This is a genomic window from Klebsiella sp. 10982 (assembly GCF_048589245.1).
GTDB lineage: Bacteria > Pseudomonadota > Gammaproteobacteria > Enterobacterales > Enterobacteriaceae > Klebsiella > Klebsiella quasivariicola.
Genome location: NZ_JBMAXV010000027.1, coordinates 15,907 through 27,631, shown reverse-complemented (window position 1 = coordinate 27,631; position 11,725 = coordinate 15,907). Strand labels below are relative to the sequence as shown.

Here is an 11,725-nt window from a genome sequence, read left to right as displayed (position 1 = left end):
GTTACTTTGGACGGATCCTGCCTGGACCGGCGTAGGCGTTCTATAATCTGTAAGATCCCTGACAAACAGCGAGGAGGAAAAATGTTGCCAGTAGACGTTCTTAGCGTTGAAAAAGAAGAGGATGATGCCACTCGTGCCCCGGAGTCGGGCGATAAGCAACCGGAGCGCGATAAATAGCCAAACCGCTATTATTTCTGTTCAGGAATAATGGATATCTGGCCGTTACGCTCAAGAATGGCATATTTTATCGCGTGCAGCTCGTAAATCCCATGGTGCTGCCTGGCGGCCAGCAGGATATCATCGACAGATATATTAACGAGCCTGATCTTCTCGTCGATGACGGCACCATTTTCCACCACAATAACCGGAGAGCCATCGAGGAAATTTTCCGCCTGGGCAAAACGTTTCTTAATATAGCCGAATAAAATATCGATGCTGACCAGGGTGACGATGGTCAGCATCGAGCCGGTGACCGAATAATCGGTGCTGAGCATCGCCTGTTGGGTGGCTTCGCTAATAATCAGCAGCAATATCAGGTCGAAATTGGTAAGCTGCATCAGCGTTCTTCTGCCAGCAATCTTAAAAATAATCAAAAGGATAAGATAGATTGCCGCAGCTCTGAGGACCATTTCCATAGCGACTCCTACGGATAAATAAATTGAGTCCAGGTGACAGCGGGACGATCGTTTACTGCCGCCTTCAGCGTGATATTTCCCGCCGTTTTTGGGGTAATGGAAAGCCACACTGACATCGGCAAACGATGGGGCGTCTGCTGGTATACGAGATATAATTTCCCCCCGCTGCTGTACATTTTATCCGGTTGCGGACGGATATCGCCGATCTGGTAGCGGGATAATAGGGTGCTGGCGAAGCTTATCGTCGTCTCGTTTTTCTGATCGGGGTGTATCAGAATATTCAGTTCGGTCTCACTCATCAGCCTGGCATAACGCTGGTAATCGACGCTTAATTCACCAGTGGCACTATCCCGGTGCGCTTCGCTGAAATACCCGGAGGACCACAGGCCGCTTAGCGCGGTAAGGATGATGAGGCTCAGGATAATTATCCCGTAGCGCCGGAAACGATATTCGAAGCGTAGGGCTCGTTCATTCTCATCAATGCCGGGACAATGCTGTTGATTCTTAATCATTATTATTTTCCCCGCGTTTCGTTTCGGCAACAGCGTAACGATTAAGGACTTTCTTATATTAGACGATATCAGAACAATTGACTTTGTAAAAATGGCCAGCCTCAGCCAGGCTTTATTGTCATCATCAGCAAAAACATGGAGGCATGATGAAAAAATTAGCATGGGTCATGGCCGGTCTGTTCGCCGTGGGGATAGCGCAGGCGGAAGATAAGGGGGGTTTTAGCCAGGATGCCGCACCGCCGCCGCCACACAAACTGGATGATGGCTATCGCGGCGTCGAGGAGGGGCGGATCATGACCGTCGAACAGGCGAAAACCATGCACGATGGCGCGACCATCTCGCTGCGCGGTAATCTCCTCACCCGTGAAGGGGATGACCGTTACCAGTTTCGCGACAAAAGCGGCACCATCACCGTCATTGTTCCCACTGCCGCGTTTAACGAACAACATGTAGAGCCTGACGATCTGGTGAGTATCAACGGCAGTCTTGATCGCAAAATGACGCCGCCGGTGGTACGTATCGATCGCCTGCTCAAGCAGTCGCCCAAATAAGCGGAGCACGTCGATATGAGCACAACTTCTCATTCGCAAGGCGAAGAGCGTGGTAAACATCCCGCCCGGGAGGCGCCGGGCGAACAGGGCGAAGTTCCGCGTAAACGGGACGACAGCAAGGATGACAAATCCGATCCCTGGCATCCACGCGATGGCCGTTAGCGTCATCAACTCGTCATCAAAGACACAAAACGACACCAAAACGACGGGAACGCGGGTGCCGGAGGCGGTAAGGCGGTAAAAAGACCCAGCTCCGGCATCACGCACTATACTTTTGTTCGACATCATCACTGGAGGAATCATATGGCGATTCATAAGAAAGGGCTGGCCCACTGGGAAGGCGACCTGAAACATGGCAAAGGCACCGTGTCAACAGAGAGCGGGGCGCTGAACCAACAGCCCTATGGCTTTAACACCCGTTTTGAAGGGGTGAAGGGCACCAATCCCGAGGAGCTGATCGGCGCCGCGCATGCCGCCTGTTTCTCAATGGCCCTGTCGCTGATGCTCAGCGAAGAGGGGTATACCGCCACGTCCATCGACACGACGGCGGTGGTCACACTCAACAAAACCGACGGCGGCTTTGCGATTACCGATATCGCGCTGCAAAGCCAGATCGTCCTGCCGGACGTCTCACCCGCGGCGTTCGATGAGATCATCGAGAAAGCGAAGGCCGGATGCCCGGTATCGCAGGTGCTGAAAGCCAATATCACCCTCGATTACCAGCTGAATCCATAAGCTGCCGTGCCCGCATTATGCGGGCACTCTGTCCGCAATATCTCTCCCTGCGCTGCCCAATAGTGGTATCTTTTGTCCTTTAGTGAACGTAAGGGACACCATCATGATCGGCATTCGCCGGATGATCGAGGCGCAGGTGCTCGGCCTGACGGGCATGGCGCTAAAAGAGATCGATTTTGAACAGCCCAAAGGCGAGCCGGGTCTGTTTGGTCCGCAGTCGGCCATCTGGCAGGTACATGGCGATTTTACCTCGATGCTCTGCGGCGGTATCAGTGCGCTGCTGCTGCAGATGCTGCATCCCCTGGCGCTGGCCGGGGTCTGGGATCACTCCCGTTTTCGCGAAGATATCTTTGGCCGCCTGCGCCGCACCAGCCAGTTTATTTCCGCCACCACGTTTGCCGCCACCCCCGACGCCGAACGGCTGATCGCCAAAGTGCAGGGGATCCATCAGCGGATTGGCGGGGTGGATAAGGACGGAACCCCTTATCGGGCCAGCGACCCGGCGCTGTTGACCTGGGTGCATGTCGCCGAGTGCAGCCGCTTTATGGCCTCTCACCTGCGCTACAAGCGGACGGTGGTCAGCGCCGGGCGTCAGGAGGATTACTTCCGTGAGTCGGCGGAAATCGCCCGTCGGCTGGGGGCTCAGGATATCCCTCAGACGCCGCAGGAGGTGGCGGACTATCTTGAGGCCATGCGCCCTCGGCTGCGCTGTGATGAACGCACCCGCGAGGTGGCCCAGGTGCTGCTCACCACTCGCCTGCCGGGGCGGCTGAGCCAGCCGGTCGGCCAGGTCATGATGCGTGCCGGAATTGACCTTTTGCCGCCGTGGGCGCAGGAGATGCTGGGGCTGTCGCTCACGCCGCTGCAGCGGCGCGCGACGCGTCTGATGGTCCATGGCATTGCCCGCGTGCTGCGCGCCTCGGTACGCAACGGCGCCTGGCATTGCGCCATGCGCCGGATGGACGTGGGGTGAAGATCATTGCGCATTGCCCAGCTGTTGGGCAATCAGCGCCTCCAGGCTGCCATCCGCCCGCCACTCGCTTAGCGCGTCGTTTACCGCGTTAAAACGAGCCACGTCCCCCCGGGCGACGCAGATGGCCTGCTGGATCTCGGTAAAATTATCCGCCAGTACCCGCACGCCAGCGTGCCGACGGGCTGTTGCCTCCAGCGGTTGTCGGATGCCGGCGACCATATCCCCCTCACCGGCGAGGAAGGCGTCGATGGCTTCCTGCGAGGAGGGAAGGCGATTCAGGCTGGCGTGCTGCAGATGACGGGTTAACCACAGATCGTAAGCGGCGTTTAGCCCGACGTTAATGGTGGTTGCCGGGCGATCCATGTCAGCCACCCGCTGACAGGCCGAACCGGCTCTGACCAGCGCGGTCCCCTGGATGGTGATATAGGGCGGCGTAAAACGCAGGGTCGCTTCCCGGGCCGGATCGATGGCCAGAAAGGCTATATCCCAGTGCTCGCCGCCGGCGTCAGCCACCACTTTACCGGCGGCAGGATAGGGCACAAACTCGGCGCTGACGCCCCAGCGCGTCGCCAGCCGATGGCTGAGCTCAACGGTGATGCCTGCTGGCGCTCCTGTCTCCCCGAGACGGGCCAGAACCGCGTTGCCCAGATTAATGGCAAAACGCAGCCGGGATGAGGTGATCTCTGACATCGCTGACTCCTGTAGTGGTTAAAAGAAAGTGGCCCGACCTGTGGCCTCTCTGCAAAAGATAGTTCATTACCACGCGGTTGTAGCGGTCCTGCCAGCCCTTCAGGAAAGATAAATTACCGCAGCAGCGATATCGTTAAACGGCAAGACAATGGTTTTTATATTGTTAAGCATAAACTCAGCTTGTCAGTTTATTCTTGCCGCTCACAAAGGGAGAGAAATAATGACACAACATCATTTTGAAAATGATAATAAATATCATGAGCGTTCGGTGCAGGCACGAAAGAGTACCCTTGTTAGCGTGGTGGTTAATATTTTTCTTTCTGCCTTGCAGGTGGTCGTGGGAATATTCTCCGGCTCTCAGGGATTAATTGCCGACGGTATGCACTCTTTTTCCGATCTGGTCGCCGATGGCGTGGTACTGATGGCGAATAAAAAGAGCCGTCGACCGTCTGACCATGATCACCACTATGGCCACTGGCGCTACGAGAATGGCGCCTCGCTGATCCTCGGCGCGATCCTGGTACTGGTGGGGATTGGTATGCTGTGGTCCGCGGCGGGCCACCTCGCCGGGCCGCAGACGATTCCGCCGGTGCACAGCGTGGCCCTCTGGATGGCGCTGGCAGCGCTGGTGGTCAAGGAGGGATTGTTTCGCTATATGCTGGCGGCCGCCAGGCGGCTGAATTCATCGCTGCTTATCGCCAACGCCTGGCATGCCCGCTCCGACGCCGCGTCATCTCTGGTGGTGGCGCTGGGGATTATCGGCAACCTGGCCGGGTTCGCCTGGTTCGATCCGCTTGCCGCGCTGGCCGTGGGCCTGCTCATCTCCCGCATGGGCTATCGTTTCGCCGCCACGGCGCTGCACGATTTAATGGACCGCGCGGTCGATGAAGAGACGCAGCGGGCGATCGCCGGCACGCTGCAGGCCACGCCGGGCGTGGCGGGCCTGCACGATTTGAAAACCCGTAAGGCGGGGGATCTGGTGCTGGTGGATGTCCATCTCGAGGTGGCCGGTGAGATGTCGGTAGCTGAAGGGCATCAGATTGCCCGGCAGGCGCGGGAGTGGGTCATGGCGCAGCATCCGGTGCTTAACGTGATGGTGCATGTCGATCCCTGCGAAGCGCCTGCGGTTGACGAAAGCGGTCTGCTACACCCGGTAGCATAAGCGGAAAAATGAATTGGCTCAGCGGCAATTTTTTCTTCTGAGCCATTATTGCTGGCGCATTGATTGCCTGAAATATAAAAAAGGCCCATACTAAAAACGCCATTACCATCGCTAAATAATGGCGCAGATCTGCCCATCGCAGTTAACGATAAAATAAACCAATCGGTTCATAGATAATCTCTATTCTTTATTCCGGGATAATGACCAGAGCGGTAATTCAGGAAGTCAGACCATGATCATTCGGCCAGAACAACACTGGTTTCTTCGCTTATTTGACTGGCACGGCTCCGTGCTGTCAAAAATCACCTTTCGTCTGCTGCTTAATGTGCTGATGTCGATCATCGCCATTATCAGCTATCAGTGGTACGAACAGCTGGGGGTTCACTTAACCGTGGCGCCCTTCAGTTTGTTAGGGATCGCCATTGCGATTTTCCTCGGCTTTCGCAACAGCGCCAGCTACAGCCGCTTCGTCGAGGCGCGCAATCTGTGGGGGACGGTGTTGATCGCCGAACGCACGCTGGTACGCCAGTTGCGCAACATCCTGCCTGCCGAACACGACGCCCATCGCCACATCGTCAGCTATCTGGTGGCCTTTAGCTGGAGCCTGAAACACCAGCTGCGCAAAACCGACCCGACGGACGATCTGCGGCGGCTGCTGCCGGAGGATAAGGTGGGGGAGATCCTTGCCAGCTCGATGCCCACTAACCGGATCCTGCTGCTGGTTGGCAACGAAATAGTTCAGCTGCGGGAGGCGGGTAAGCTCAGCGACATCACCTACGGGCTGATGGACAACAAGCTCGATGAGCTGGCGCATGTGCTGGGCGGCTGTGAAAGGCTGGCCACCACTCCGGTGCCTTTCGCCTATACCCTGATCCTGCAGCGTACCGTCTACCTGTTCTGCGCGCTGCTGCCGTTCGCCCTGGTGGGCGATCTGCACTACATGACGCCGTTTGTCTCGGTCTTTATCTCTTACACCTTTTTGTCGTGGGATTCGCTGGCGGAAGAGTTGGAGGACCCGTTCGGTACGGCAGCCAATGACCTGCCGCTGAATGCGATGTGTAACACCATCGAGCGCAATCTGCTCGACATGACCGGCCAGCATCCGCTGCCGGAGACATTGCGTCCTGACCGTTACTTCAACCTGACCTGAGCCCGACGCGCCGGGCGGTTTCCGCTGCCCGGTCATCATGTTCTCATGCCCGTTTTGCCCGCCCCGGCGAGGGCGGCGATAGGCGCAGAAATTGCAAATAAGTTAAATTTAACACCTGATAGATAACATCAATTATACAGAATTGTGGCGTATGTTATTATTCAGTTAACAAACGCAGTATCTACGCTTTCCCATCGTACTATCCTTGAGAAACCGCATTTTTATCAGGTGACGCCGCGCTAATCACGCCTCGTCGCCGGGGTCGTCGTGTGCCTGTTTTCGGCCGACGGCGGCCAGAACAGAGCAGCAGGAGTAAAGAGATGACCAGTAAAAGACGCGCGGTTCCCGGTGTTCACCCCTACGACGGTCCGGCAGGCGGATGGGGCGCACTGAAGGCCACGGCCATCGCCGTGCGCACCCAGATGGATGCCTTCGAGGCGCCCGCCACGCTGCTGCGCACCAACCAGCCGGATGGGTTTGACTGCCCGGGCTGTGCCTGGCCGGACAAAGAGCATAAATCCACTTTCCAGTTTTGCGAAAATGGCGCCAAAGCCGTGACCTGGGAGGCGACCACCAAACGGGTGACGCCCGCGTTTCTGGCGGCCAACACGGTGAGCTCCCTGCTGGCGAAAAGCGATTTTGAACTGGAAGGCTACGGCCGCCTAACCCATCCTTTAGTTTACGACCGCGCCAGTGATACCCTGCGGCCGCTGGAGTGGGAGCAGGCCTTCGCCCGCATCGGCGAAATCCTTCGCGGCCTGCAGCCAGATGAGGTCGAGTTCTATACCTCTGGTCGGGCATCCAATGAGGCGGCGTGGCTGTTCCAGCTATTTGCCCGCGAGTATGGCACTAACAACTTCCCCGACTGCTCCAACATGTGTCATGAATCCACCAGCGTGGGCCTGCCACAGTCGATCGGCATTGGTAAAGGCACCGTTTCCCTCGATGACTTTGACCAGACCGAACTGGTGATTTCCATCGGCCATAATCCAGGAACCAACCACCCGCGGATGATGGGCACCCTGCATGAGCTTTCCCGCCGCGGCGTGCCGATTATCGTTTTCAATCCGCTGCGTGAACGGGCGCTGGAGCGTTTTGCCGATCCGCAGAACGTGATGGAGATGGCGACCCGGCGCTCGACGCCGATCGCCTCAACCTACTACCAGGTACGGGCCGGTGGCGACGCGGCGGCGCTGAAAGGGATCGCCAAAGCGCTGCTGCAGCTGGAAGAGGAGCAGGGCAATGTCCTCGACCACGCGTTCATTGCCCAGCATACCCAGGGGTTCAGCGCCTTCGCCGAGGATCTGCATGCCACCCGCTGGCAGGATATTGAACAGGAGTCCGGCCTGACGCGCGAATCGCTGACCCAGGTCGCCGTGGCCTACGCCAAATCCAGGGCCACCATCGTTACCTACGGCATGGGCATCACCCAGCATAACAAAGGCACCTCTAACGTGCGTCTGATTGCCGACCTGCTGCTGATGCGCGGCAACATCGGCAAGCCGGGAGCCGGCATCTGTCCGCTGCGCGGCCACTCTAATGTGCAGGGAAACCGCACCGTTGGGATCAGTGAAAAACCCTCCGCGGCCTTCCTCGACAGCCTGCAGCGGGTGATGGGGATTACGCCGCCGCGGCATCATGGCCACGATGCGGTAAAGGCCCTGGAAGCGATGATTGCCGGCGACGCCAAAGCGTTGATCTGCCTCGGGGGTAACTTCGCCGTGGCGATGCCGGACCACGAACGCGCCTTCCCGGCGATGCGCGGGCTTGAACTGAGCGTTCACGTCGGCACCAAGCTCAATCGCTCGCATCTTCTGACGGCGAAAGAGACCTTTATTCTGCCGTGTCTGGGGCGCACCGAACTCGATCTGCAGGCCAGCGGCCGGCAGTCGATTACCGTCGAGGATTCAATGTCGATGGTGCATGCCTCGTCGGGCAAGCTTAAGCCCGCCTCGCCGATGCTGCGCTCAGAGCCGGCGATTGTCGCCGGTCTGGCGAAAGCGACCTTGGCGGCCAGTAAAGTGGACTGGCTGTACCTGGTGGAAGATTACGACCGCATTCGCGATCTGATTGAACAGACTATTCCGGGATTCGAGGATTATAACCAGCGCATTCGCCATCCCGGTGGCTTTCGCATGCCGCTACCGCCGACCGAGCGCATCTGGCCAACTGCCACCGGTAAAGCCATGTTCTCGGTATTTAAAGGGGTGCATGAGAACGTGGTGGTGGAGGGTGAAGATGTGATGCGCTTAGTGACGCTGCGCAGCCACGATCAGTACAACACCACGATTTATGCGATGGATGACCGCTATCGCGGCGTTTTTGGCCGCCGTGACGTGCTGTTTATGAACGAGCAGGACATGGCCGCCCAGGGGCTGGAACATGGCGATCGGGTAGATATTCATACCGCGCTGCCGGGCAGTGAGCTGACGCTGGAAGATATCACGGTGGTGGCCTATGGCATTGCGCCCGGCACCGTCGGCGCCTATTATCCGGAAGCTAACGTGCTGGTGCCGCTGAACTATCTGGATGAAGAGAGCGGCACCCCCTCGTATAAGTCGGTCCCGGTCCGTCTGACGCTGCGCTCGAAAGAGATCCGCCCGCTGGCCGGCGTGCGCTAAAAGGTAGTGTGCAGGGCGGCATCGCGCCGTCCTGCGCCCCCCGCGCCTTGTATATCCTCGCTTGAATTTATCGCTAGTGAAACTAACATTCTGGTAACCTGTGCGCGGCCCCGGGGGTGAACGGCGGGGTTCAAACGGGAAAGAGAATGGATATTAAGCAACTCAAGTATTTGATCGCGCTCGATCAGACGCGCCATTTTGGCCAGGCGGCAGCGGCCTGTCACATTACCCAGCCGACGCTCTCCATGCGGATTCGCAATCTGGAAGAGGAGCTGGATCTGACGCTGATCCAGCGCGGCCAGCGTTTCGAAGGTTTTACCCCGGAGGGGGAGCGGATCCTGGCCTGGGCCCGGGCGGTGCTCGCCGCTCATGACGGCCTGGCGGCAGAGGCGGCGATCTGTCGCGGGCAGATGGTCGGCCAGCTGCGGGTCGGTATGGTGCCGCTGGCGAGCCTCAATCCGATGCAGTTGATTAAACCCCTGGCGGAGAAATACCCGGCGCTGCAGTTCAGCCTGTTGTCGATGACCTCGGAGCAGATTATCGACGGCGTCAGCCGTAACCAGCTTGATCTGGGGATCTGTTATCTGCAGCATTTGGATGAACGTCAGTTCAAGATTGCTCGCTTGCCGCAAACCCGGATGGGGCTCCTGCACGATAAACGCCATTACGACTTCAGCGCCGGGACGCCGGGCTGGGAGGCGCTGGCGACGTTGCCCCTTGGCTTTCTGACCAAGGGGATGAACTACCGGGAGTCCATTGAAATCAGCTTTAAGGCCAAAGGGCTAACGCCGAGGTATGTCTTTGAGAGTGATTCGACCTTTCAGATTATCCAAGCGGTGCAGGCGGGGATCTGCTGCGCCATTATGCCGCTTAACAACGGCCTCGAAGCGCTAAGCGACAATCTTGAAATTCTGCCGATTGCCGAAAGCCAGGTCGATTCACAGCTGGCGCTGATTATGCGCCAGCAGGAGCCGGTCTCGACCCTGGCGGAGAAATGCTTCGCTGAGGCGCAGGGGATATTTGGCTGAGGCCTGGCCGCCGACCTGGCGGCTTGTCACTAAAATGTCTAAACGACCCTCTGATGGGAGAGTGCCAATATAGCCCCGGTGGTGCAGGACCGTTGGTAAAAGTGGTATTGCGGTGCCGCTTAATGTTGTCCAGAAGATACAAGCTTTAATGACAATTTTTTATCCCTCCTGCAGTACACATCACAAATATTAACTACGGCAACAGCCGTCATTTAAGTTAACAACAACCGATATGTATTACTCCATAATGATATATTAGGCTGACTTCCTGGTTAGATTATGATGCATTAATGTCATGCCGGCATATGAATTGTTAAATGAATATGTCTGAAAACTAATAACATCACGGACTGTTTACATGTCATCTCATACCAACATTGTACAAGAAAAGGCTTTGCAACTGATGCAAAGCATTGGTCAAAATACCTACCTTAAGTCAATTATGAGCGGTATGATGCTCATATTGCCAGTAACGATTATGAGCTCTGTGGCGACTTTGCTTAAAGTGTTTCCATTTGCTCCATACCAGGATTTTTTGTTACGACACAACTTAACTCGCTTCTTTGATATCCCGATTACCTTCACGAATAATTTTTTAGCCGTGATTGTCGCTTTCTCCGTTGCCTATACGCTAGCGAAAAATTTCGATGTTGATGGCTTCATGTCAGGTCTGATTTCAATGATCTCTTTCTTTATTTTAACGCCGTATGATCTCGGTGAAATAGGGCCATTAGGGCAATCATTTTCAATTCCTGGCCAATGGCTGGGGCCTATGGGGCTATTTACCGCCATTCTGGTGGCGATAATTTCAACACGAATATTCGTGGCGATAACCCGTAAGGGATTGATTATCAAAATGCCAGAAAACGTTCCGGAATTTATCTCCAAATCGTTCTCTTCATTGGTTCCAGGAATCGCCATCCTGACGCTATTTACAATTATCTCCGCAGGTATTACCAGTGTTGGTTATGGTAGCATTCACGAAATTATTTATAAATTAATCCAGGTTCCGCTAACTTCACTTGGATCCGGAATCTGGTCACTCATCTTTGTTGCTGTTGTTGCGCAATTGCTATGGTTTTTTGGGCTGCATGGCCACGCTATCACCCTCGGTATCGTAGCGCCGATCTGGTTTGCCATGGATGCCCAGCAGCTTGCTGCGTATGCTGCAGGCGTCGACTTACCCAACATCACAGGCTTTGCGTTCTTTATGACTTATGGCGCTGCTGGAGATCTATTGCCGCTGGCTATTATGCTCGCTTTTTTCGCGAAGAGCGCACGCTATAAAACGCTCGGTAAGATCGCCTTGCCGCCAGCTATCTTCACCATTGGCGAACCGATGGCTTATGGCGTGCCGCTGGTAATGAATTTTACTCTGGCGATTCCTTATATTTTTATCAATGGCATCATGCTCGGCATTGCATGGTATCTAACGGTCATTGGCGTATTGCCTCGCGTCGCTGGGGTGAGTACCCCGGCCGGCATGCCGATCATTATTTCTGGTTTTATGCAGGGGAGCTGGAAAATTGCCGCTTTCCAATTTATAGGACTTTTTGCGCGATTTGCAGGATGGTATTTCTTCTTCAAGACTGCCGATCTTGTCGCTTGCCGGGAAGAAAATCAGACAGATACCATTTGAATGCTCCATAAAAATATGCCAGCAACGCC

Annotated in this window: 12 protein-coding genes; 9 read left to right on the top strand and 3 right to left on the bottom strand. The window is 56.1% G+C overall.

The window, feature by feature from the left end; all coding sequences use genetic code 11:
- Window positions 1-188: 188 nt before the first annotated feature.
- Both ACKLKD_RS18775 and ACKLKD_RS18770 read right to left on the bottom strand, forming a co-directional pair.
- On the bottom strand, window positions 189-635 hold the full coding sequence (locus ACKLKD_RS18775; protein WP_025711538.1) for a DUF421 domain-containing protein: 447 nt from the start codon (window positions 633-635) through the stop codon (window positions 189-191).
- Window positions 636-643: 8 nt separating this feature from the next.
- Window positions 644-1,147, bottom strand: a complete 504-nt coding sequence (locus ACKLKD_RS18770; protein ID WP_080897821.1) for a hypothetical protein — start codon at window positions 1,145-1,147, stop codon at window positions 644-646.
- 146 nt (window positions 1,148-1,293) lie between these two features.
- Here ACKLKD_RS18770 and ACKLKD_RS18765 point away from each other — a divergent pair, with 146 nt between their 5' ends.
- The 4 genes from ACKLKD_RS18765 (at window position 1,294) to ACKLKD_RS18750 (ending at window position 3,406) form a co-directional block, all read left to right on the top strand.
- Window positions 1,294-1,698 (top strand): YdeI family stress tolerance OB fold protein, encoded by a 405-nt coding sequence (locus ACKLKD_RS18765; RefSeq protein ID WP_080897776.1) that lies wholly within the window; start codon window positions 1,294-1,296, stop codon window positions 1,696-1,698.
- Window positions 1,699-1,713: 15 nt separating this feature from the next.
- Window positions 1,714-1,860 carry a hypothetical protein gene (locus tag ACKLKD_RS18760; protein ID WP_042929124.1) on the top strand — a complete coding sequence of 49 codons (147 nt, stop codon included), beginning with the start codon at window positions 1,714-1,716 and terminating at the stop codon, window positions 1,858-1,860.
- A 141-nt stretch (window positions 1,861-2,001) separates the two neighbouring features.
- Complete coding sequence (locus tag ACKLKD_RS18755; RefSeq protein WP_080924088.1) at window positions 2,002-2,433, top strand: OsmC family protein; 432 nt, start codon at window positions 2,002-2,004, stop codon at window positions 2,431-2,433.
- Window positions 2,434-2,536: 103 nt separating this feature from the next.
- A complete protein-coding gene (locus ACKLKD_RS18750; RefSeq protein WP_080897778.1) occupies window positions 2,537-3,406 on the top strand; it encodes an oxygenase MpaB family protein in 870 nt (289 codons plus the stop codon).
- Window positions 3,407-3,409: 3 nt separating this feature from the next.
- On the opposite strand, the gene ACKLKD_RS18745 is transcribed toward ACKLKD_RS18750, so the two are convergent.
- Window positions 3,410-4,096 carry an ABC transporter substrate-binding protein gene (locus tag ACKLKD_RS18745; RefSeq protein ID WP_080897779.1) on the bottom strand — a complete coding sequence of 229 codons (687 nt, stop codon included), beginning with the start codon at window positions 4,094-4,096 and terminating at the stop codon, window positions 3,410-3,412.
- Between the two features lie 220 nt (window positions 4,097-4,316).
- Between ACKLKD_RS18745 and ACKLKD_RS18740 the strand changes: the two genes are divergently transcribed.
- The 5 genes from ACKLKD_RS18740 to ACKLKD_RS18720 all read left to right on the top strand — a co-directional run bounded on the left by ACKLKD_RS18740 (window position 4,317) and on the right by ACKLKD_RS18720 (window position 11,696).
- Entirely contained in the window at window positions 4,317-5,258 is a 942-nt protein-coding gene (locus tag ACKLKD_RS18740) for a cation diffusion facilitator family transporter (RefSeq protein WP_080924087.1), read from the top strand.
- A 232-nt stretch (window positions 5,259-5,490) separates the two neighbouring features.
- Complete coding sequence (locus ACKLKD_RS18735; RefSeq protein WP_080924086.1) at window positions 5,491-6,408, top strand: bestrophin family protein; 918 nt, start codon at window positions 5,491-5,493, stop codon at window positions 6,406-6,408.
- Window positions 6,409-6,728: 320 nt separating this feature from the next.
- Window positions 6,729-9,029 carry an FdhF/YdeP family oxidoreductase gene (locus tag ACKLKD_RS18730; protein WP_087805680.1) on the top strand — a complete coding sequence of 767 codons (2,301 nt, stop codon included), beginning with the start codon at window positions 6,729-6,731 and terminating at the stop codon, window positions 9,027-9,029.
- A gap of 146 nt (window positions 9,030-9,175) precedes the next feature.
- A complete protein-coding gene (locus ACKLKD_RS18725; RefSeq protein WP_087805678.1) occupies window positions 9,176-10,057 on the top strand; it encodes a LysR family transcriptional regulator in 882 nt (293 codons plus the stop codon).
- A gap of 403 nt (window positions 10,058-10,460) precedes the next feature.
- Window positions 10,461-11,696 carry a PTS sugar transporter subunit IIC gene (locus ACKLKD_RS18720; protein WP_165931868.1) on the top strand — a complete coding sequence of 412 codons (1,236 nt, stop codon included), beginning with the start codon at window positions 10,461-10,463 and terminating at the stop codon, window positions 11,694-11,696.
- Window positions 11,697-11,725 lie beyond the last annotated feature (29 nt).

Coding starts and splice junctions, on each gene's coding strand:
- ACKLKD_RS18725 (WP_087805678.1), top strand. CDS start 9,176: ATGGATATTAAGCAACTCAAGTATTTGATCGCGCTCGATCAGACGCGC.
- ACKLKD_RS18775 (WP_025711538.1), bottom strand. CDS start 635: ATGGAAATGGTCCTCAGAGCTGCGGCAATCTATCTTATCCTTTTGATT.
- ACKLKD_RS18760 (WP_042929124.1), top strand. CDS start 1,714: ATGAGCACAACTTCTCATTCGCAAGGCGAAGAGCGTGGTAAACATCCC.
- ACKLKD_RS18770 (WP_080897821.1), bottom strand. CDS start 1,147: ATGATTAAGAATCAACAGCATTGTCCCGGCATTGATGAGAATGAACGA.
- ACKLKD_RS18745 (WP_080897779.1), bottom strand. CDS start 4,096: ATGTCAGAGATCACCTCATCCCGGCTGCGTTTTGCCATTAATCTGGGC.
- ACKLKD_RS18750 (WP_080897778.1), top strand. CDS start 2,537: ATGATCGGCATTCGCCGGATGATCGAGGCGCAGGTGCTCGGCCTGACG.
- ACKLKD_RS18730 (WP_087805680.1), top strand. CDS start 6,729: ATGACCAGTAAAAGACGCGCGGTTCCCGGTGTTCACCCCTACGACGGT.
- ACKLKD_RS18755 (WP_080924088.1), top strand. CDS start 2,002: ATGGCGATTCATAAGAAAGGGCTGGCCCACTGGGAAGGCGACCTGAAA.
- ACKLKD_RS18735 (WP_080924086.1), top strand. CDS start 5,491: ATGATCATTCGGCCAGAACAACACTGGTTTCTTCGCTTATTTGACTGG.
- ACKLKD_RS18765 (WP_080897776.1), top strand. CDS start 1,294: ATGAAAAAATTAGCATGGGTCATGGCCGGTCTGTTCGCCGTGGGGATA.
- ACKLKD_RS18720 (WP_165931868.1), top strand. CDS start 10,461: ATGCAAAGCATTGGTCAAAATACCTACCTTAAGTCAATTATGAGCGGT.
- ACKLKD_RS18740 (WP_080924087.1), top strand. CDS start 4,317: ATGACACAACATCATTTTGAAAATGATAATAAATATCATGAGCGTTCG.